The 21,345-nt window shown below is 51.0% G+C and carries 16 protein-coding genes and 1 tRNA gene; all 17 read left to right on the forward strand.

The window, feature by feature from the left end; all coding sequences use genetic code 11:
- The first annotated feature begins 41 nt into the window (after positions 1-41).
- The 17 genes from SD69_RS05000 (at position 42) to SD69_RS05080 (ending at position 21,333) form a co-directional block, all read left to right on the forward strand.
- A tRNA-Trp gene (locus SD69_RS05000) sits at positions 42-117 on the forward strand.
- Between the two features lie 34 nt (positions 118-151).
- Entirely contained in the window at positions 152-520 is a 369-nt protein-coding gene (gene secE, locus SD69_RS05005) for a preprotein translocase subunit SecE (protein WP_041524456.1), read from the forward strand.
- A 7-nt stretch (positions 521-527) separates the two neighbouring features.
- Positions 528-1,061, forward strand: coding sequence for a transcription termination/antitermination protein NusG (nusG, locus tag SD69_RS05010; RefSeq protein ID WP_041522336.1), 534 nt, complete (start codon positions 528-530; stop codon positions 1,059-1,061).
- A gap of 158 nt (positions 1,062-1,219) precedes the next feature.
- Positions 1,220-1,651, forward strand: coding sequence for a 50S ribosomal protein L11 (rplK, locus tag SD69_RS05015; protein WP_041522337.1), 432 nt, complete (start codon positions 1,220-1,222; stop codon positions 1,649-1,651).
- Between the two features lies 1 nt (position 1,652).
- Positions 1,653-2,348 carry a 50S ribosomal protein L1 gene (gene rplA, locus SD69_RS05020; RefSeq protein WP_041522338.1) on the forward strand — a complete coding sequence of 232 codons (696 nt, stop codon included), beginning with the start codon at positions 1,653-1,655 and terminating at the stop codon, positions 2,346-2,348.
- A 216-nt stretch (positions 2,349-2,564) separates the two neighbouring features.
- Positions 2,565-3,059: a 50S ribosomal protein L10 gene (gene rplJ / locus SD69_RS05025; RefSeq protein ID WP_041522339.1), complete on the forward strand. Its 495-nt coding sequence runs from the start codon at positions 2,565-2,567 to the stop codon at positions 3,057-3,059.
- A gap of 61 nt (positions 3,060-3,120) precedes the next feature.
- A complete protein-coding gene (gene rplL / locus SD69_RS05030) occupies positions 3,121-3,492 on the forward strand; it encodes a 50S ribosomal protein L7/L12 (RefSeq protein WP_041522340.1) in 372 nt (123 codons plus the stop codon).
- A gap of 231 nt (positions 3,493-3,723) precedes the next feature.
- Positions 3,724-7,809 carry a DNA-directed RNA polymerase subunit beta gene (gene rpoB / locus SD69_RS05035; RefSeq protein WP_041522341.1) on the forward strand — a complete coding sequence of 1,362 codons (4,086 nt, stop codon included), beginning with the start codon at positions 3,724-3,726 and terminating at the stop codon, positions 7,807-7,809.
- A gap of 92 nt (positions 7,810-7,901) precedes the next feature.
- Positions 7,902-12,128: a DNA-directed RNA polymerase subunit beta' gene (gene rpoC / locus SD69_RS05040; RefSeq protein ID WP_041522342.1), complete on the forward strand. Its 4,227-nt coding sequence runs from the start codon at positions 7,902-7,904 to the stop codon at positions 12,126-12,128.
- A 196-nt stretch (positions 12,129-12,324) separates the two neighbouring features.
- Positions 12,325-12,696, forward strand: coding sequence for a 30S ribosomal protein S12 (rpsL, locus tag SD69_RS05045; protein ID WP_041524457.1), 372 nt, complete (start codon positions 12,325-12,327; stop codon positions 12,694-12,696).
- A gap of 111 nt (positions 12,697-12,807) precedes the next feature.
- A complete protein-coding gene (gene rpsG / locus SD69_RS05050; protein WP_041522343.1) occupies positions 12,808-13,278 on the forward strand; it encodes a 30S ribosomal protein S7 in 471 nt (156 codons plus the stop codon).
- Positions 13,279-13,359: 81 nt separating this feature from the next.
- The gene (gene fusA / locus SD69_RS05055) at positions 13,360-15,456 is read left to right on the forward strand and encodes an elongation factor G (RefSeq protein ID WP_041522344.1); all 2,097 of its coding nucleotides are present in this window, start codon (positions 13,360-13,362) and stop codon (positions 15,454-15,456) included.
- A 53-nt stretch (positions 15,457-15,509) separates the two neighbouring features.
- Positions 15,510-16,733: an elongation factor Tu gene (tuf, locus tag SD69_RS05060; protein ID WP_041522335.1), complete on the forward strand. Its 1,224-nt coding sequence runs from the start codon at positions 15,510-15,512 to the stop codon at positions 16,731-16,733.
- A 171-nt stretch (positions 16,734-16,904) separates the two neighbouring features.
- Positions 16,905-17,960: a LacI family DNA-binding transcriptional regulator gene (locus tag SD69_RS05065; RefSeq protein ID WP_041522345.1), complete on the forward strand. Its 1,056-nt coding sequence runs from the start codon at positions 16,905-16,907 to the stop codon at positions 17,958-17,960.
- Between the two features lie 525 nt (positions 17,961-18,485).
- Positions 18,486-19,463, forward strand: coding sequence for a TRAP transporter substrate-binding protein (locus SD69_RS05070; protein WP_052480905.1), 978 nt, complete (start codon positions 18,486-18,488; stop codon positions 19,461-19,463).
- A gap of 14 nt (positions 19,464-19,477) precedes the next feature.
- Positions 19,478-19,972 carry a TRAP transporter small permease gene (locus SD69_RS05075; protein WP_041522346.1) on the forward strand — a complete coding sequence of 165 codons (495 nt, stop codon included), beginning with the start codon at positions 19,478-19,480 and terminating at the stop codon, positions 19,970-19,972.
- A gap of 56 nt (positions 19,973-20,028) precedes the next feature.
- Entirely contained in the window at positions 20,029-21,333 is a 1,305-nt protein-coding gene (locus SD69_RS05080; RefSeq protein ID WP_041522347.1) for a TRAP transporter large permease, read from the forward strand.
- Positions 21,334-21,345 lie beyond the last annotated feature (12 nt).

Here is a 21,345-nt window from a genome sequence, read left to right on the forward strand (position 1 = left end):
TCGGTGTTAAAGGCGGGCTTTGCCCGCCTTTAATTGTTTCTAGGCCAGTAGTTCAATTGGTAGAGCGTCGGTCTCCAAAACCGAAAGTTGGGGGTTCGAGTCCCTCCTGGCCTGCCATTTTTGTCGTTTGTTTGATTGGGTTGTGAGCAGAATGAGTACAAAAGCCGAGCCAAAAGAGTATCGCCTTGATGTCGTAAAGTGGCTGTTGGTGATTGCTGTCGTGGCGGTAGGTGTAGTGGGTAACTCCATGTACTCTGCGCAGCCGTTGTTGTATCGGGTTCTGGCGCTGTTGGTGCTTGGGGCCGTTGCATTGTTGGTTGCTTTGCAAACTGCCAAAGGCAGCGCGCTGTGGCGTCTACTTCAAGAGTCTGTGGTTGAGGTGCGCAAAGTTGTGTGGCCTACGCCGCAAGAGACAAACCAAACAACTCTATTGGTGGTTGTGGTGGTCGTTATAATGGCGTTGATTCTTTGGGGGCTGGACACTCTGTTCGGTTTCATTGCAGCCAAAATAATAGGGTAGGTGATTCATGGCGAAGCGTTGGTACGTAGTACACGCCTATTCTGGTTATGAAAAAAAGGTAGCTGCCTCTCTGCGTGAGCGGATTGAGCGCCACCAGATGGAAGAGTTGTTTGGCGATGTGTTGGTCCCCACTGAAGAAGTGGTGGAAATGCGCGGCGGACAAAAGCGCAAGAGTGAGCGCAAGTTTTTCCCAGGCTATGTGCTGGTGCAGATGGAGTTAAATGATGACTCTTGGCATTTGGTGAAAGATACGCCTCGGGTGATGGGTTTTATCGGTGGCAAGGCTGATCAGCCTGCCCCTATTACAGATAAAGAAGCTCAGGCTATTCTGCAGCGGGTCGACGACTCGATTGAGAAGCCTAAGCCTAAGACCATGTTTGAGCCAGGCGAGATGGTTCGTGTGACTGATGGTCCCTTCAATGACTTTAATGGTGTTGTTGAAGAAGTTAATTACGAGAAGAGTCGCCTGCGTGTGGCGGTGCTTATTTTCGGTCGTTCTACTCCTGTAGAGCTGGAGTTTGGTCAAGTCGAGAAGGCTTGATCTGCTCTGACAGTAAGATTTTTATTGCCCTTCCTTTGCTTATGGCAGAGGGGGGTTTTTGCGTCCTTGAGTAGTAAATCTGCTCGGGTAATCGGGGAGCCAGTGACGGGTGATGCAAATTGCCTTGAGGCGTTAACCACCCATTTTTGGAGAGTGATATGGCTAAGAAAGTAACAGCCTACATCAAATTACAAGTTGGTGCAGGTAAAGCAAATCCAAGTCCGCCAGTTGGTCCAGCGTTGGGTCAACACGGTGTGAACATCATGGAGTTCTGTAAAGCGTTTAACGCGCAGACTCAAGGTATGGAAGCTGGTGCACCAGTTCCTGTTGTGATCAGCGTGTACAGCGATCGCAGCTTTACCTTCAGCATGAAGACTCCGCCGGCTTCTTACCTATTGAAGAAAGCCGCTGGCATCAAATCTGGTTCTAGTAACCCTAACACCAAAAAGGTCGGCAAGGTAACCCGCGCTCAGTTAGAAGAGATCGCAACTACTAAAGAGCCTGACCTGACCGCGGCCGATATGGACGCCGCAGTGCGTATCATTGCCGGCTCTGCCCGTTCAATGGGTCTTGATGTGGAGGGTGTGTAACATGGCTAAATTATCTAAGCGCCAGCGCGCTATCGCTGAAAAAATTGACCGCAATAAGCTGTACAGCGTAGCGGATGCCGTGAGCCTGCTGAAAGAAATTTCTAGCGTTAAGTTCTCTGAAACTATCGACGTTGCGGTAAACCTGGGCATTGACCCACGTAAATCGGATCAGTCTGTACGTGGCGCCACTACTTTGCCTAACGGTACTGGTAAAGATGTACGCGTTGCTGTTTTTGCGCAGGGCGCAAACGCCGATGCGGCAAAAGAAGCCGGTGCTGATCTGGTAGGTATGGATGAGCTGGCGGCCGACGTTAAAGCGGGCAAGATGGATTTTGACGTGGTTATTGCGTCTCCGGATGCCATGCGTGTTGTTGGTCAGTTGGGTCAAATCTTAGGTCCACGTGGCCTGATGCCAAACCCTAAAACTGGCACCGTAACCCCAGATGTTGCTACCGCGGTTAAAAATGCTAAAGCCGGTCAGGTGCGTTACCGTGCCGATAAGGGCGGTATCATCCACGGCGGCATCGGCAAACTGACTTTTGAAGCCCAGGCGATTCAAGAAAACCTTGAAGCGCTGCTGAATGACCTGAAAAAGGCCAAGCCAGCAACGGCTAAAGGTGTTTATTTGAAGAAGATCGCTCTGAGCACGACCATGGGTCCAGGCTTGGCGATCGACGTTTCTTCACTGGCTGTATAAAGCCAGAACGAACTTTGGGGTCTGCGCTTGCGCAGGCCGTCAAAGACCGTAGGTGATAGCTCGCAGTTAGGGATGTCTTAATATTAGCCTACGCAGACGGTGGACCCTCTTCGGCTGAGCCGAATGAATTCACCGATTCATGGCTGCAAGATGATGTTTATCTTGCGGTAGTTAAGAAAACGACAGTTTATCACTGTCAAACCCAGGAGAAATCCCGTGGCATTAGGACTTGAAGGTAAGAAAGCGATTGTCGCTGAAGTCCAGGAAGCTGCGAAGGGCGCTCTGTCAGCGGTTGTTGCCGATTCACGCGGCGTAACTGTAGACAAAATGACTGCCCTGCGTAAAGAGGCTCGTGAGAACGGCGTTTGGTTGAAAGTCGTTCGTAACACATTGGCCCGTCGCGCTGTTGAAGGTACCGATTACGAGTGCTTAATTGAGAGCTTCGTTGGTCCTACCCTGATTGCGTTTTCTAGCGAGCACCCAGGTGCTGGCGCGCGTATTTTACGTGAGCACGCTAAAGGAGACGATAATCTTGAGCTTAAGTCTGCCGCCTTTGAAGGCGAGTTGGTTGACGTTGCAATGTTGGCATCACTGCCGACTTACGACGAAGCCTTGGCTAAGCTGATGAGCGTGATGAAAGAAGCTTCTGCTGGCAAGTTGGTTCGCACTTTGGCGGCCGTTGGCGACAGCAAAGAACAGGAAGCCGCTTAATTTAGCTGCTTTACTCAACGTTTAATTGAGCCGATGGCTCAACACAGATGGGAATTTGAACATGTCTGTTTCTAAAGAAGATATCATCGAAGCGATTGCTGAGATGTCAGTAAAAGATGTTGTAGAGCTGGTTTCTGCAATGGAAGAAAAGTTCGGCGTATCTGCAGCGGCTGCTGTTGCTGCTGGTCCTGCTGGCGACGCTGGCGGTTCTGCTGAAGAGCAAACCGAGTTTGACGTTATCATTACCGGTGCTGGCGAGAAGAAAGTTAACGCCATTAAAGCCGTTCGTGAAATCACCGGCCTTGGCTTGAAAGAAGCTAAAGCAATGGTTGAAGAAGCGCCTAAAGCTATTAAAGAAGGTGTTTCTAAAGAAGACGCTCAAGCTGCTCTGGCTAAGCTGGAAGAAGCCGGTGCAACTGGTGAGCTTAAGTAAGCTTACTTGCGTGCACTACGTCTGACACATGCGGTTAGACGTTAGGCTGGTGGGTTTTCCCGCCAGCCTTTTTCCGTTTTCGGCCATTAATTTGGTCAGGTAACAGCAAGGTTACCGTTGGCTGTTGAGCACCGAGTTTACCGGTCCGCTTGCAGCTAGGATAGTTTAGCGAAACGCTGCGGCGTTTCAGAGGCTTCACCGCCCGATCCGTGAACAAGCTGGGGAATACAGATGGCTTACTCATATACTGAGAAAAAACGTATCCGCAAGGACTTTGGCAAACTGCCACACGTCATGGATGTCCCTTATCTATTGGCGATTCAGCTGGATTCTTACAGAAAATTTACCCAGGCCGACGCGTCTGGTGAAGAGCGTTTTGATGTAGGGCTACACGCTGCCTTCCGCTCTGTATTCCCAATTGTCAGTTACTCTGGCAATGCCGCCCTAGAATACGTTAGCTACGTGTTGGGCAAGCCCGCATTTGACGTTAATGAATGTATTCTGCGTGGCGTTACCTACTCTGCGCCGCTGCGCGTAAAAGTTCGACTGATTATCTACGATAAAGATTCAGCGAACAAAGCGATCAAGGACATTAAAGAACAAGAAGTCTACATGGGCGAGATTCCGCTCATGACTGAGAATGGCACCTTTGTGATCAATGGTACCGAGCGTGTTATCGTGTCTCAGCTGCACCGTTCACCTGGTGTGTTCTTTGATCACGATAAAGGTAAGACACACTCATCTGGCAAGCTGCTGTATAGCGCCCGGATTATTCCTTACCGCGGTTCGTGGCTCGACTTTGAGTTCGATCCTAAAGACCTCGTGTTTGTACGTATCGACCGCCGTCGTAAATTGCCTGCGTCTATCTTGTTGCGCGCGCTGGGCTTTAGCACGCAAGAAATGCTCGATATGTTCTTTGAGACCAGCTCCTTCACCTTGGGTGCCGATGGTCAGTTTACCTTTAAAGTGGTTCCATCACGCCTGCGTGGTGACGTAGCGACTTTTGATATCAAAGACAACAAAGGCAAAGTGCTGGTTGAAGAGGGGCGCCGTATTACCGCGCGTCACATTCGCCAGTTGGAAAAAGCCGGTGTTGACGAGATGGCCGTTCCCGCCGACTACTTGTTGGGCCGTGCCTTAGCAAAAGACATTATCGATTCCGATACCGGCGAAGTGTTGCTTGAGTGTAACACTGAGATTACCGTCGATACTCTGGATGTATTGGGTAAAGCCGGTGTCGATACTATCGAGACTCTGTACACCAACGAGCTGGACTGTGGCCCATTTGTTTCTGAAACACTGCGCGCCGATCCAACCCGTACGCAGCTAGAAGCCCTGGTAGAAATCTACCGCATGATGCGTCCGGGCGAGCCGCCAACCAAAGAGTCGGCCGAAGCTCTGTTCAACAACTTGTTCTTTACCCAAGAGCGTTATGACTTGTCGGCTGTAGGCCGCATGAAGTTTAACCGTCGCCTTGGTCGCGAAGAAGAGTTTGGCGAAGGCGTATTGTCTAATGACGATATCGTCGACGTCATGAAGACTCTCATCAATATCCGTAACGGTGCCGGCGTGGTGGATGACATCGACCACTTGGGTAACCGTCGTATCCGATCTGTGGGCGAAATGGCCGAAAACCAATTCCGCGTTGGTTTGGTTCGTGTTGAGCGCGCGGTTAAAGAGCGCTTGTCTATGGCCGAAAGCGAAGGCTTGATGCCGCAAGACTTGATTAACGCTAAGCCGGTTGCCGCTGCTATTAAAGAGTTTTTCGGCTCTTCACAGCTGTCGCAGTTTATGGATCAGAACAACCCGCTGTCTGAGGTGACGCACAAACGTCGTGTCTCGGCGTTAGGGCCTGGTGGCCTGACCCGTGAGCGTGCCGGCTTTGAGGTACGTGACGTGCATCCGACTCACTACGGTCGGGTTTGCCCAATTGAGACGCCAGAGGGGCCGAACATTGGTCTGATTAACTCGCTGGCGACTTACTCGCGCACTAACAGCTACGGCTTTTTGGAAACCCCATATCGCCGTGTTAAAGATGGTCAGGTCACTGACGATATCGAGTTCTTGTCTGCGATCAACGAGGCCGAGTTTGTTATTGCCCAGGCATCGGCCAAGCTGGACGAAAACGGCAAGCTTATCGAAGACCTGGTTTCAGTGCGTCACCGCAGTGACTTTACTCTGAAAAGCCCAGCCGAAGTTGAGCTGATGGACGTTTCGCCACGTCAGGTAGTTTCGGTGGCCGCGTCTTTGATTCCGTTCCTCGAGCACGATGATGCCAACCGCGCCCTGATGGGGTCAAACATGCAGCGTCAGGCGGTGCCAACCCTGAAGGCTCAGAAGCCTCTTGTGGGTACTGGTATGGAGCGCAACGTTGCAGCCGACTCCGGTGTGTGTGTGGTGGCTAAGCACGGTGGCGTGATTGATCGTGTAGATGCTGGCCGTATCGTAGTTAAAGTGCACAGTGATGAAGTTGAGGCCGGTGACGCTGGCGTCGATATTTACAACTTGATCAAGTACACCCGTTCAAACCAGAACACCTGTATCAATCAGCGCTCTATCGTCAATGTTGGCGATATTGTACAGCGTGGCGACATCTTGGCCGATGGTCCATCGGTCGACATGGGTGAGCTGGCGCTGGGGCAGAACATGCGCATCGCGTTCATGCCCTGGAACGGTTATAACTTTGAGGACTCGATCCTGGTTTCTGAGCGCGTGGTTCAGGAAGATCGTTTCACCACCATTCACATTCAAGAGCTGACCTGTATCGCTCGTGATACCAAGCTTGGTAGTGAAGAGATTACCTCGGACATTCCAAACGTTGGTGAGAACGCTCTTAATAAGCTCGACGACTCTGGCATTGTTTACATTGGTGCCGAAGTCGGTGGCGGTGACATCCTGGTGGGTAAAGTTACCCCTAAAGGTGAAACCCAGCTGACGCCAGAAGAGAAACTACTGCGCGCGATCTTTGGCGAAAAGGCCTCGGACGTAAAAGATACCTCCCTGCGTGTGCCTTCCAGCACCAAGGGTACGGTTATCGATGTTCAGGTGTTTACCCGCGACGGTCTGGAAAAAGATCAGCGCTCGCAAGAAATTGAAAAAGCTCAGCTGGACGAAGTTCGCAAAGATCTGAACGAAGAGTACCGCATCATGGAAGCGGCAACTCTGGATCGCTTGCGCTCTGTTATTCGCGGCGAGAAAGTTGCCGCCGGTAAGGGCGTTAAGAAAGGCGACGTACTGACCGACGAAGTGCTTGAGGGTCTCGAAACTGAGCAGTGGTTTAAGCTGCGTGTTTCTGACGATGCACTTAACGAGCAAATTGATCTGGCGGAAGAGCGCCTGGCCGAATGTCGTAAAAACCTCGACGAGCGCTTTGAAGACAAGAAGCGTAAGCTTTCTACCGGCGATGATTTAGCGCCAGGCGTGTTGAAGATCGTTAAAGTGTACCTTGCGATCAAACGTCGCATTCAGCCGGGTGACAAAATGGCTGGTCGTCACGGTAACAAGGGTGTGATCTCGGTGATTATGCCGATCGAAGATATGCCATACGACGCCAACGGTGAGCCGGTAGATATCGTGCTAAACCCTCTGGGTGTGCCATCGCGGATGAACGTGGGTCAGATTCTTGAGACTCACTTGGGTATGGCGGCCAAAGGTCTCGGTGTGAAGATTGACGAGATGGTTCGTCAGCAAAAAGCGGTTAACGAAGTTCGCGGCTTTTTAGAAACGATCTACAACGAAACCGGTGATGTGTTTGCCAAAGAAGACTTGGCAAGCTTCAGTGATGATGAAGTAATGGATCTTGCCAATAACCTGCGCGGTGGTGTGCCAATGGCCACTCCGGTATTTGATGGTGCCAAAGAGCACGAAATCAAAGCGTTGCTACGTTTGGCTGATATCCCTGATTCGGGCCAAATGCAGTTGTACGATGGCCGTTCGGGGGATCCGTTCCAGCGTCCGGTAACCGTGGGTTACATGTACATGTTGAAGTTGAACCACTTGGTTGACGACAAGATGCACGCCCGTTCAACTGGCTCTTACAGCTTGGTTACTCAGCAGCCGCTGGGTGGTAAGGCGCAGTTCGGTGGCCAGCGCTTCGGTGAGATGGAGGTTTGGGCTCTGGAAGCATACGGCGCCGCCTACACCTTGCAGGAAATGTTGACCGTTAAATCGGATGACGTAGCGGGTCGTACCAAAATGTACAAAAACATTGTTGACGGTGACCACCGTATGGAGCCGGGTATGCCTGAGTCCTTTAACGTACTGGTTAAAGAGATTCGTGCCCTCGGCATCAATATGGAACTGGAACAAGACGATTAATCGTCCATCTGATACTTAATCGGTAAGCGCGGGGGTAAGGCCCCCGCCCATTGTGCAAATTGCACTTACTGGAGCCCACTGGAGGAAGTGCCTTGAAAGACTTACTTAATCTGCTCAAGTCCCAGGGACAAGTCGAAGAATTCGATGCGATCCGTATCGGTCTGGCATCACCAGAAATGATTCGCTCTTGGTCGTTTGGCGAAGTTAAGAAGCCTGAGACCATTAACTACCGTACCTTCAAGCCTGAGCGTGAAGGGTTGTTCTGTGCCAAAATTTTTGGCCCGGTAAAAGACTACGAATGTTTGTGCGGCAAGTACAAGCGCATGAAGCACCGCGGTATTATCTGTGAGAAGTGCGGTGTTGAAGTTACTTTGGCCAAAGTGCGTCGTGAACGCATGGGCCACATCGAGCTGGCAAGCCCGGTTGCACATATTTGGTTCCTGAAGTCTTTGCCAAGCCGTATCGGTTTGTTGCTGGATATGACCCTGCGCGACATCGAGCGCGTGCTGTACTTTGAGTCATATGTTGTGACCGATCCTGGTATGACCACGCTGGAGCGCGGTCAATTGCTGACGGACGAGCAGTACTTTGAGTCGATGGAAGAGTTTGGCGATGAATTCGAAGCTCTGATGGGCGCCGAAGCAATCAAAAACCTGATGTCGGCGATCAATCTCGAAGAAGAGATTCAGTATCTGCGGGAAGAGATTCCGAACACCAACTCTGAAACGAAAATCAAGAAGTTCTCTAAGCGCCTTAAGCTGCTTGAGGCTTTCCACTTCTCTGGCAACGATCCAGAGTGGATGGTGATGGAAGTTTTACCCGTGTTACCGCCGGATTTGCGTCCGTTGGTGCCGCTGGATGGTGGTCGTTTTGCGACCTCAGACCTGAACGATTTGTATCGCCGGGTGATTAACCGTAACAACCGTCTTAAGCGCCTGCTGGATTTGAATGCGCCAGACATCATCGTGCGCAACGAAAAGCGCATGTTGCAAGAGTCGGTTGATGCGCTGCTTGATAATGGTCGTCGCGGTCGTGCGATTACCGGTTCTAACAAGCGTCCGCTGAAATCTTTGGCCGACATGATCAAAGGTAAGCAGGGTCGTTTCCGTCAGAACCTGCTGGGTAAGCGCGTTGACTACTCGGGCCGTTCGGTGATCGTGGTAGGTCCAACTCTGCGTTTGCACCAGTGTGGCTTGCCTAAAAAGATGGCTCTTGAGCTATTTAAGCCGTTTATCTTTAGCAAGCTTGAGTTGCGTGGCCTGGCCACAACGATTAAAGCCGCCAAGAAAATGGTTGAGCGCGAAGAAGCTGTCGTTTGGGATATCCTGGACGAAGTTATTCGCGAGCACCCGGTACTGCTTAACCGTGCTCCGACCCTTCACCGTCTTGGTATTCAAGCGTTCGAGCCGGTACTGATTGAAGGTAAAGCGATTCAGTTGCACCCGCTGGTTTGTGCCGCGTATAACGCTGACTTTGATGGTGACCAAATGGCGGTGCACGTACCGCTGACATTGGAGGCGCAGCTAGAAGCTCGTGCTCTGATGATGTCAACCAACAACATTCTGTCGCCCGCCTCTGGTGAGCCAATTATCGTACCGTCGCAAGACGTGGTATTGGGCCTTTACTGGATGACCCGTGAGCGTATCAACGCTCAGGGTGAAGGCATGGTGTTTGCCGATATTGAAGAGGTTTCGCGCGCTTATTACGGTAAGCAGGTTGACCTTCAGGCGCGTATTAAAGTGCGTATCCACGAGACTATCATCGGCACTGAGGGTGAGAAGCAAGATGATGTTCGCATCGTCGACACCACCGTTGGTCGCATGTTGCTGTGGGATATCGTTCCAGAGGGTATTCCCTTTGAGATGGTAGATCGTCCGATGGTTAAAAAAGCCATCTCGGCCGTTATCAACCACTGTTACCGCGTGGTTGGTTTGAAATCGACCGTTATTTTTGCGGATCAATTGATGTACATGGGTTACGACTTCTCGACTAAGTCCGGCTCGTCGATCGGTGTGAATGACTTTGCCATTCCCGATGAAAAGTATGAAATTGTTGCGCGCGCTGAAGGCGAAGTAAAAGAAATTGAAAGCCAGTTTGCTTCTGGTCTGGTAACCGCCGGTGAGAAGTACAACAAGGTAATTGATATTTGGTCGCGTGCTAACGACTTGGTTGCTAAGTCGATGATGGACGGTATCAGCTTTGAAAGCGTTATCAATCGCGATGGCGAAGAGGAGCAGCAAACCTCGTTCAACTCGGTTTACATGTACGCCGACTCAGGTGCTCGTGGTAGCCCGGCGCAGATTCGTCAGTTGGCCGGTATGCGTGGTTTGATGGCTAAGCCAGATGGCTCGATCATTGAAGCGCCTATTACGGCTAACTTCCGTGAAGGTCTGAACGTTGGTCAGTACTTTATTTCGACGCACGGTGCGCGTAAAGGTCTGGCCGATACCGCATTGAAAACCGCTAACTCCGGTTATTTGACTCGTCGATTAGTAGATGTGGCGCAGGATTTGGTTGTTACTCATCAGGATTGTGGCACCGACGAAGGTCTTGAAATGGCGCCGGTCATTGAAGGTGGTGACGTTATCGAGTCGTTGGGTGATCGTATCCTCGGTCGTATTGTTGCCCGTGACGTTGTACGCCCGGGCAGCGACGAGATTTTGGTGTCAGCCGGCACCATGATTGATGAGGCCTGGGTGGAGCGCGTTGAAGGCATGGGTATCGATGAAGTGCTGGTGCGCTCGCCGATCACCTGTGAAGCGCGCACGGGTATTTGCTCTATGTGTTATGGCCGTGATCTGGCCCGTGGTCACCGCGCCAATATTGGTGAGTCGGTGGGTGTTATCGCGGCGCAGTCTATTGGTGAGCCGGGTACCCAGCTGACCATGCGTACCTTCCACATTGGTGGTGCGGCATCGCGAGCGTCTGCAGCTGATAACGTGCAGGTTAAACAAGAAGGTACTGTCCGTCTGATCAACATTAAAGTTGTGACGAATAAGGCCGGTAACCTGGTGGCGGTATCTCGCTCTGGTGAGTTGGCCGTAGCCGATGCATCGGGCAGTGAGCGTGAGCGTTATAAGATTCCTTACGGCGCGGTCATCTCTGTAAAAGATGGCGAGAAAGTCGATGGCGGTCAGGTTATTGCTAAATGGGATCCGCACACTCACCCGATTATTACTGAAGTGGCCGGTAAGGTTAACTTCTCGGGTATGGAAGATAACCTCTCTGTGCGTCGTCAAACTGACGAGCTGACAGGCCTTTCATCGATCGAGGTTATGGACCCGTCGGAGCGCCCGTCAGCGGGTAAAGACATGCGTCCTGCTATTACCCTGACTGATGGCAACGGTAACGACCTGTGCTTGCCGAACACCACGATGCCTGCGCATTACTTGCTGCCTGCTCACGCTATTTTGAGCATCAGCGATAATGACGACATCGAAGTGGGTGACGTACTGGCACGTATTCCGCAAGAAGGTTCTAAGACGCGTGATATTACCGGTGGTCTGCCACGTGTGGCCGACCTGTTTGAAGCGCGTAAGCCTAAAGAGCCGTCTATTTTGGCGGAGATCTCGGGCACAGTAACCTTCGGTAAAGAGACCAAAGGCAAGCGTCGTCTGGTGATTACCCCAAGCGATGGTCAGCCGCTGGAGGATGGCTCAACCCATTACGAAGTGCTGATTCCTAAACACCGTCAGTTGACTGTGTTTGAAGGTGAGCAAGTTGTGAAGGGTGAGGTTGTATCGGATGGCCCGAGTAACCCGCATGACATTCTGCGCTTAAAAGGTGTCGAGGCTCTGGCGAGCTACATCACCAATGAGATTCAGGACGTTTACCGCTTACAGGGTGTGAAGATTAACGATAAGCACATCGAAACCATCGTGCGTCAAATGCTGCGTAAGGTTGAGATCACTGGTATGGGGGACTCTAGCTTCGTAAAAGGTGAGCAGGTTGAGTTTACCAATGTGCTGATCGAGAACGAGCGTTTGCGCGCCGAAGATAAACAACCTGCGCGTTTCGAGCGTCAGCTGTTGGGTATCACCAAGGCATCGTTGGCGACCGAGTCATTTATCTCGGCGGCCTCGTTCCAGGAGACCACTCGGGTACTGACCGAAGCGGCTGTAACAGGCAAGAAAGATGGCCTGCGCGGTCTGAAAGAAAACGTTGTTGTTGGGCGCCTGATCCCAGCCGGTACTGGTCTTGCCTATCACGCCGAGCGTAAGCGTGTGCGTGATGAGCAGCTCGAATTGGCTGAAACAGGGGTAAGTGCGGAAGATGTCGAAGCGGCATTGACCGAAGCGCTTAAGTCTAGCAGCGAGTAAAATTGGCCCCGCGGGGCCAACGGGGCCGGGTTGCGTGGTCGCCCATAGGGTGATTTTTGCTCAATTCTGCCTTGACGAGAGTGGGTGGCGTCATTACAATGCGCCACCCACTTTCTTTGAAGTGGGGGGATGGCACGTTTGTCCTCTATTAACGAGCCTCATTTGAGGCGTTTATATATCTGTGGAGTTTATTTTCATGGCAACGATCAACCAGTTGGTTCGTAAGCCGAGAAAACGTAAGGTTCAAAAGAGCGACGTTCCTGCTCTACAAGCTAACCCGCAAAAGCGTGGCGTATGTACCCGCGTTTACACCACTACACCGAAGAAGCCGAACTCAGCACTGCGTAAAGTATGTCGTGTTCGTCTGACCAACGGTTTTGAGGTGACCTCCTACATTGGTGGTGAAGGGCACAACTTGCAAGAGCACAGTGTAGTACTTATCCGTGGCGGTCGTGTAAAAGACTTGCCTGGTGTGCGCTACCATACTGTTCGCGGTTCACTGGATACTGCCGGTGTTAACAACCGTAAACAGGGTCGTTCTAAGTACGGTACCAAACGTCCTAAGTAAGCCTCGCGCTGACTCAAGACATACGTTTTCGGTCTAGAACCGAGTAAGGCTAAGCGCAGACCACGTAAAGTGGAAGTCGTCTTAGACAAATCCTGAAGAGAGGCTATTAAAATGCCAAGAAGAAGAGTTGTCGCGAAACGCGAAATCTTGCCGGATCCCAAATACGGCAATGTTACTCTGGCAAAGTTCATGAACCACGTGATGATCAGTGGTAAAAAAGCCGTTGCAGAAAGCATCGTATACGGCGCTATGGACATTGTGAAAGAAAAGCTTAACCGCGATCCTATCGAAGTTTTCGATGAAGCGTTGGAAAACATTGCTCCACTGGTTGAGGTTAAATCTCGCCGTGTGGGTGGTGCTACCTACCAAGTGCCTGTTGAAGTGCGTCCAGCACGTCGCTCGGCGCTGGCAATGCGCTGGTTGGTGGATTACTCGCGTGGCCGGGGTGAAAAATCTATGCCCCAACGTCTGGCGGGTGAGCTGATTGACGCTTCGCAGAACAAAGGTTCTGCTGTTAAAAAGCGTGAAGATGTACACCGCATGGCCGAGGCCAACAAGGCGTTTTCTCACTTCCGCTTCTAAGTTTGTAAGCGATGAGAAACAAAAGGCAGCTATTATGGCTGCCTTTTACCATTTGAGAATCAGAATTCGGGGATTACAGCCGTGGCACGTAAAACTCCAATTGCACGCTACCGCAATATCGGTATTTGTGCCCATGTGGATGCTGGCAAAACAACGACCACCGAGCGCGTTCTCTTCTATACGGGGCTATCCCACAAAATTGGTGAAGTACACGATGGCGCCGCGACCACCGACTGGATGGCGCAGGAGCAAGAGCGTGGCATCACCATTACCTCCGCTGCGGTAACCACCTTCTGGAGTGGTATGCGCAAACAATACGATGAACATCGTATTAACATCATTGACACCCCCGGACACGTTGATTTCACTATTGAAGTAGAGCGCTCGTTGCGCGTGCTGGACGGAGCTATTGTGGTTCTGTGTGGTTCTTCTGGTGTGCAGCCGCAAACCGAGACTGTTTGGCGCCAAGCCAATAAGTACCACGTGCCGCGCATGGTGTTTGTCAATAAAATGGATCGTACCGGTGCTAATTTCATGCGCGTTGTCGAGCAGCTGCGCGAGCGCCTCGGTGCTAATGCCGTCCCCCTACAGATGACTATCGGCTCGGAAGACGAGTTTAAAGGGGTGGTTGATCTGGTTAAAATGCAGGCGATTCTCTGGAATGAAGACGATCAGGGCATGACCTTTGATTACGCGGAGATTCCAGCCGGTTTGCAAAGCACTTGCGACGAAATGCGCGAGTATTTGGTGGAGGCCGCGGCCGAAGCTGATGACGAATTAATGAATAAGTACCTGGAGGGTGAAGAGCTCTCTGAGGACGAAATTAAAGCCGCACTGCGTAAGCGCACGCTAGCAAATGAGATTGTCCCGGTACTGGGCGGCTCAGCCTTTAAAAATAAAGGTGTGCAGGCGGTGCTGGATGCGGTTGTTGAGTATTTGCCGGCACCCAATCAGGTTCATGCCATTGAGGGTGTGCTGGAAGACGGTGAGACTGTAGAAGCGCGAGAGGCTGATGACGACGCTCCCTTCGCGGCCTTAGCATTTAAAATTGCCACCGACCCATTTGTCGGTACCTTAACCTTCTTCCGGGTATATTCTGGTACCTTAAGTACCGGCGATACTGTGTTTAATCCGGTAAAAAGTAAAAAAGAGCGTGTCGGTCGAATGGTGCAAATGCACGCTAACGATCGCCAGGAAATCAAAGAAGTTCTCGCCGGCGACATCGCGGCCGGCATTGGCTTTAAAGATGTAACGACGGGCGATACTCTGTGCTCACCCAAAAGCATCATTACGCTTGAGCGTATGGAGTTTCCCGAGCCGGTCATTCATGTGGCGGTTGAGCCAAAAAGCCAGGCCGACCAAGAGAAAATGGGTGTGGCATTGGGTAAACTTGCCCAAGAGGACCCTTCGTTTAGCGTTAAAACCGACGAAGAAACAGGTCAAACCATTATTGGTGGCATGGGTGAGCTGCACTTAGATATTATTGTCGACCGTATGCGCCGCGAGTTTAATGTCGAGGCCAACATCGGTAAGCCGCAGGTGGCCTATCGAGAGCGCATAACCAACACCTGTGAAATCGAAGGTAAGTTTGTGCGCCAGTCAGGCGGTCGCGGTCAATACGGTCATGTATGGCTCAAGTTTGAGCCAGCTGACGATGACAACGCTGAAGGCCTGGAGTTTGTTAACGAGATCGTAGGTGGTACTGTACCTAAAGAGTACATTCCAGCCGTTAGCAAAGGCATCGAGGAGCAAATGCAAAATGGCGTGTTAGCTGGATACCCACTGTTGGGTTTAAAGGCGACGTTATACGATGGCTCGTTCCACGATGTAGACTCGAATGAAATGGCCTTTAAGATCGCGGCATCTATGGCCACAAAAAAATTGGCAGAAGACGGCGGTGCAGTTTTACTCGAGCCGATGATGAAGGTTGAAGTAGTAACGCCTGAGGCCAATATGGGTGACGTGGTGGGTGATTTAAATCGCCGCCGTGGTGTCATTCAAGGTATGGAAGAAAGCTCCATGGGCAAAGTTATTAATGCTGAAGTGCCGCTGGCAGAGATGTTCGGGTATGCTACCGATTTGCGCTCCGCAACGCAGGGTCGTGCGACTTACAGTATGGAGTTTTTGGGTTATGTTGAAGCGCCTAAGAACGTCACCGAAGCGGTAATGGCAAGTTAGCAACGTGTAAGTGAATAATTGATTCTGATTGATTCATTTTAGAGGAAAGTAAAGTGGCTAAAGAGAAGTTCGAACGTAATAAACCCCACGTCAATGTGGGTACCATCGGTCACGTTGACCACGGCAAAACCACTCTGACAGCGGCTCTGACCCGCGTGTGTGCAGAAGTTTGGGGCGGCGCAGCCGTTGCCTTTGACGGTATTGATAACGCACCGGAAGAGCGTGAGCGCGGTATCACCATCGCCACCTCACACGTTGAGTACGATTCACCGAATCGCCACTACGCGCACGTGGATTGCCCCGGTCACGCCGACTACGTTAAAAACATGATTACCGGTGCGGCGCAGATGGACGGCGCTATCCTGGTGTGTGGCGCGACCGACGGTCCAATGCCACAAACCCGTGAGCACATYCTGCTGTCTCGTCAGGTTGGTGTACCTTTCATTGTGGTATTCCTGAACAARGCAGACCTGCTGGCGGAAGATTGCGGCGGCGTTGGTACTGAAGAGTACGACGAAATGCTGGAGCTGGTAGAGATGGAGCTGCGTGAGCTGCTGTCTGACTACGACTTCCCAGGCGACGACACTCCGATCATCCCAGGTTCTGCCCTGATGGCTCTGAACGGTGAAGACGACAACGAGCTGGGTACTACCGCTGTTAAGAARCTGGTAGAAACTCTGGAYGAATACATCCCAGAGCCAGARCGTGCTATCGATCAGCCGTTCCTGATGCCAGTAGAAGACGTATTCTCGATCTCAGGTCGTGGTACCGTTGTTACCGGTCGTGTTGAGCGCGGTATCGTAAACGTGGGCGACGAGCTGGAAATCGTGGGCATCAAAGACACCACCAAGACCACTTGTACCGGTGTTGAAATGTTCCGCAAAATGCTGGACGAAGGCCGTGCTGGTGAGAACGTTGGTGTTCTGCTGCGTGGTACCAAGCGYGACGAGATTGAGCGTGGTCAAGTRCTGGCCAAGCCTGGCTCAGTAAACCCACACGCYAAGTTCGAAGCCGAAGTGTACGTTTTGTCGAAAGACGAAGGTGGCCGTCACACGCCTTTCTTTAAAGGCTACCGTCCACAGTTCTACTTCCGTACTACCGACGTAACGGGCGCTTGTGAGCTGCCAGAAGGCGTTGAAATGGTAATGCCAGGCGATAACATTCAGATGAGTGTTACCCTGATTCACCCAGTAGCCATGGAAGACGGTCTGCGCTTTGCGATTCGCGAAGGTGGCCGTACCGTTGGTGCCGGCGTGGTTGCAAAGATTATCGAGTAATTTTGACTCTTTGATCGCACAAAAAAAACGCCCTCGTGGCGTTTTTTTTGTTTTTGTGGTATCAAGAAGTTCTTCGCAAAATAGCGGAAGGCTCTGAGTACCTTCGTATAATAATAAACGCCTTCAGCGGTTTTGCTCTGAACCATCACCTACGAACGGAATAGTAGATTCATGAGTACCAGAGAGCGCACGGGTAAAGCTAAGAAAGTCACCATGAAAGATGTCGCCAGCCGCGCTGGGGTATCGATAATGACGGTGTCTAGAGTGCTCAATAACGACAAGGTGTCAGAGTCCACTCACGAGCGGGTAATGGAGGCGGTAAGCGCCCTTAATTATCGCCTTAACGTTTCGGCGCGCAGTTTGTCTGGTTCGCAATCCTATGTTCTTGGCTTTTTTTACGATAACTCCTTAGGTAGCTACATCAGTCAGTACTTGATTGGTGTTTTGCAGCGTTGCAATGAGCTGGGATACCACTTGGTACTGGAGTCTTGCTCATTTGGTGCCGACAATGTCGAAGAGACCGTGAGTGAACTGACCAGCCGATATATGTTGGATGGTGTCATACTGCCGCCGCCAATGTGTGAGTTTTTACCCCTGCTCGATGCACTGGATGAGGCCGGGGTTCGCTATGTAAGGGTGGGCCCGGGGCTGGATCTCGACCGCTCTGCTTTTGTCTCAATTGACGACTATCAAGCTACCTATGAGATGACCGAGTATTTGATTAATGCTGGCCATAGGGATATCGGTTTTATTAAAGGCGATTGCCACCAGGGCGTTTCTGCTACTCGTTATCGCGGCTTTTGTGATGCTATGGCCGCGCATGGTCTTGTTACTAACGAGGCGCTGGTAACGGAAGGTGACTTTAACTTTGCGGGCGGCATGACCGCCTGTGAACAAATTCTGGACTCGGGAGAGCCGGTAACGGCGATCTTTGCCAGTAATGATGATATGGCCAGTGCGGTGATTGCGACTGTGCACCGACGCGGTTTGCGCGTGCCTGAGGATATTGCGGTGGCAGGGTTTGATGATACCGCCATCGCTCGTTCTATATGGCCGGCGTTGACGACGGTGAAGCAGCCCATTGATCAAATGTCTACAGACTCGGTAGACCTATTAATTGAGGCTATCAGAGCCGACAGTTTACTGGGAATCAAGCTCAATAAGCGAGATATTTTACCGCACTCCATTGTCGTGCGCAGTTCAACAATGGGTGACAGATCTGATTGATCCCCCTCATGCCTCAGAGTGGCTTGATTGGCGTGTGCTGCTCCTGCGGCGCAGAACAACACTTGTGCACTGTCTATAGTGCGCATATACATTAACGGGCCACTTGTTGGCCCGTTTTTTATGCCAGCCTTTCCTTTCTTCATGTCGCCAGGTTATTGCCTGATTCTCTGGTGGCGAGCTTGTTTGTGTCTCCTTGCGGTCCTAATACTTAATAAAAGTGGTCAGCCACCTCTTGTTTTTGGTAGTCCAATATGCAACTATTGCCTTGATTGGTCAGGCAGGTTGTTTGGCGGCTTGTGGCCTAGGAGTTGATGGTCTAGTCACTCCAAGGCTTTAGCATAACACTCTCTGGTCTGGCCAATTAATGTGGCTCTCCTAAGTCTTTGCTTAGGTTGTGCGGGCGATTCAGGGCTAGTAAAAAACTCTTATTGTCCTTTTGACTCTAATTCTGATAGCCCGCTCTTTTTATACTCTGTATGATTTCGGAGCCTACTAAATAAATATAAAAACCTGTGAGATGTAAGAATGGGTAAGAGCTGGATTAACGTAATTATGTTTTTGGCAGTCTCTGTGCTGCTTTCGGCCTGTGCCAAAGAGGCCGATGTTAAAACCCTAAAAATGGCCCATAGCCTGGATCAAACCCACCCGGTACACCGGGCAATCGTGTTTATGTCCGACCGGTTAGATAGCATCTCGGGCGGTAAAATGAGCATCGATATTTACCCCGGGGGGCAACTTGGCGACGAGCGTGAGCTGATGGAGCTGCTGCAAATTGGCTCGCTTGCTATGACCAAAGTCTCATCGAGTCCGATGGAGGGTTTTGTGCCCGCCATGAAGGTTTTTAATATTCCTTACGTGTTTCGCGATAATGACCACTTTTGGCGGGTGCTGAACAGTGCCGAAGGCGAGCGGTTGCTGCTGGCGGGCGATTCAGTAAATCTTCGTGGTTTAGGTTATTTTGATGCAGGTAGCCGTAGTTTTTACACGACTGATACCCCTGTACATTCGCCCGAAGACTTAAAAGGCTTAAAGATTCGTGTGCAGCAAAGCCAAACCGCATTGCGCATGGTACAGGCGTTGGGCGGCTCGGGTACGCCGATTTCCTGGGGCGAACTTTACACGGCGCTGTCCCAGGGGGTGGTTGATGGTGCTGAGAATAATCCGCCAAGCTTTTACACCTCTAAGCACTATGAAGTCAGTAAGTACTACACCTTAAATGAGCACACGTACGTGCCCGACATCGTATTAATCTCAAGTTACATCTGGAACAACCTTAGCGGGCAGCAGCGGCAATGGTTACAGCAGGCAATGGATGAGGCGGTTGTATACGAGCGCAAGCTCTGGGCTGAGTCTACCGCTGAGGCGTTGGCTGCAGTAGAGGCGGCCGGTGTAACGGTTATACGGCCCGATAAAAAACCTTTTATGGAGCGAGTGGAGCCGATGCACGACTCCTACAAAGGAACCGAGTTGTACGATTTGATCCAAACCTTTAAAGCGATGTAAACAAAGAGTCGACCATGAAGCAGTTAACCGCAATGATTGAAAAGTTCCTGGGCGCCTTTTTAGGGCTGCTAATGGCCATTATGGTACTGGATGTAACCTGGCAGGTTGCCACTCGGTTTATCCTGCAGGAGCCAAGCTCATACACCGAAGAGCTTGCGCGTTTTTTATTGGTATGGATTGGGCTTTTAGGGGCCGCGTACGCCTATCGTAAAAAGGCGCACTTGGGGCTCGATATTCTCTCGCAAAAGTTAGAGGGCGAGGCCAAGCGCAAGTTGGATATTTTTATTAGCGTGGTCTGTGCGCTATTTGCCTGCGTGATCATGATTTATGGCGGTGCCAAGCTGATGTTTTTGACGCTCGATTTAGGGCAAATGTCAGCTGCACTGCAAATTAAAATTGGTTACCTCTACAGTGTCATCCCGCTTAGTGGTGTATTGATTGTGCTCTTTTCTTTTGATCGTATTGTTAACGGCGACCCTGAGCCAGATCACGTCGAGTTTTACGAGTAACGCCGGGTTCAATTAGCGTTAAGCCAGACAAAATAAACATAATTTGAGGTAGAAAGATGGATTGGTCCGTAATTGTCTTGCTAGTGACCTTTGTGGTCCTGCTGGTGTTGAATGTCCCGATCTCTATCGGTATCGGCATTGCGACCTTCGCGGCCATGCTGTTCACTATCGACTTTGGCCCGGCTGCGGTCACAGTCGCCCAGCGAATGGCGGGTGGTATTAATAGCTTCGCGCTCTTGGCGATTCCATTTTTTGTGCTATCCGGGCTGTTGATGGGGCGTGGTGGTATCGCCCATCGCTTAATTGAGTTCGCGAAAGTCTTAATTGGTATGCTCCCCGGCGGACTGGCTTTTGTGAATATTATTAGCTGCACATTGTTTGGTGCAATTTCAGGTTCTGCCGTAGCCGCTACTTCGGCTATCGGTGGCTTTATGATTCCGACGATGGAAAAAGAAGGCTACGATAAAGACTTTACGGCCGCCGTAACGGTTGCCTCGTCAACCACCGGCCTGCTTATTCCGCCCAGCAATATTTTAATTGTGTATTCGCTCGCCAGTGGCGGGGTGTCTATCGCGGCGCTATTTATTGCCGGTTACCTGCCTGGGATTTTAGTGGCCTTGAGCTTGATGGCTGTTTGTGCTGTTTATGCCAAAAAGCACGGCTACCCAGTGGGGCGTGTGCCGACGATAAAAGAGCTGGCTAAAAAATCATTTGATGCGGTGCCCAGCCTGTTCTTAATTGTGCTGGTGATTGGCGGTATTGTTGGTGGCTTTTTTACCGCGACCGAGGCGAGTGTGATTGCCGTTCTCTACTCGTTGCTGCTATCGGTATTTGTTTACAAAGAGGTTAAGCTGCCAGAGCTGCCCGAGATTTTTATTAAGGCGGTCGAGACAACGGCCATTGTTATGCTCTTAATTGCCACCTCTACTGCTATGAGCTGGATGCTGAGCTACGAAAATATTCCGCAAAATATTAGCGCCGCCCTGATGGGCTTGAGTGACAATCCGTTTATTATCCTGCTCACTATTAATATCATTTTACTGTTGGTGGGGATCTTTATGGATATGACCCCAGCAGTACTTATTTTTACCCCAATCTTCTTACCGGTGGCGATGGAGTTGGGTATGTCACCCCTGCACTTTGGCATCATGATGGTACTCAACCTGTGTATTGGCCTTTGTACACCGCCGGTAGGTGCGGTCTTATTTGTGGGCTGCGGTATTGCCAAAACCTCCATTGCCAGGCTGATTAAACCCTTAATGCCTATGTATGCCGCCATGGTAGTGGTTTTATTGTTGGTCGCCTATGTGCCAGCGATTAGTGAGTTCTTACCTACTTTCTTTGGCTTGTACGAAAAATAATATTGGGGCCTT

It is taken from the genome of Gilvimarinus agarilyticus (assembly GCF_000832015.1).
Classification (GTDB): Bacteria; Pseudomonadota; Gammaproteobacteria; order Pseudomonadales; family Cellvibrionaceae; genus Gilvimarinus; species Gilvimarinus agarilyticus.

Excerpts from the sequence above, each read along its gene's own strand:
- SD69_RS05070 (WP_052480905.1), top strand. The coding sequence starts at position 18,486 with ATGGGTAAGAGCTGGATTAACGTAATTATGTTTTTGGCAGTCTCTGTG.
- rplK (WP_041522337.1), top strand. The coding sequence starts at position 1,220 with ATGGCTAAGAAAGTAACAGCCTACATCAAATTACAAGTTGGTGCAGGT.
- rplL (WP_041522340.1), top strand. The coding sequence starts at position 3,121 with ATGTCTGTTTCTAAAGAAGATATCATCGAAGCGATTGCTGAGATGTCA.
- secE (WP_041524456.1), top strand. The coding sequence starts at position 152 with ATGAGTACAAAAGCCGAGCCAAAAGAGTATCGCCTTGATGTCGTAAAG.
- SD69_RS05080 (WP_041522347.1), top strand. The coding sequence starts at position 20,029 with ATGGATTGGTCCGTAATTGTCTTGCTAGTGACCTTTGTGGTCCTGCTG.
- SD69_RS05075 (WP_041522346.1), top strand. The coding sequence starts at position 19,478 with ATGAAGCAGTTAACCGCAATGATTGAAAAGTTCCTGGGCGCCTTTTTA.
- rpoB (WP_041522341.1), top strand. The coding sequence starts at position 3,724 with ATGGCTTACTCATATACTGAGAAAAAACGTATCCGCAAGGACTTTGGC.
- rpsG (WP_041522343.1), top strand. The coding sequence starts at position 12,808 with ATGCCAAGAAGAAGAGTTGTCGCGAAACGCGAAATCTTGCCGGATCCC.
- rplA (WP_041522338.1), top strand. The coding sequence starts at position 1,653 with ATGGCTAAATTATCTAAGCGCCAGCGCGCTATCGCTGAAAAAATTGAC.
- SD69_RS05065 (WP_041522345.1), top strand. The coding sequence starts at position 16,905 with ATGAGTACCAGAGAGCGCACGGGTAAAGCTAAGAAAGTCACCATGAAA.
- rpsL (WP_041524457.1), top strand. The coding sequence starts at position 12,325 with ATGGCAACGATCAACCAGTTGGTTCGTAAGCCGAGAAAACGTAAGGTT.
- nusG (WP_041522336.1), top strand. The coding sequence starts at position 528 with ATGGCGAAGCGTTGGTACGTAGTACACGCCTATTCTGGTTATGAAAAA.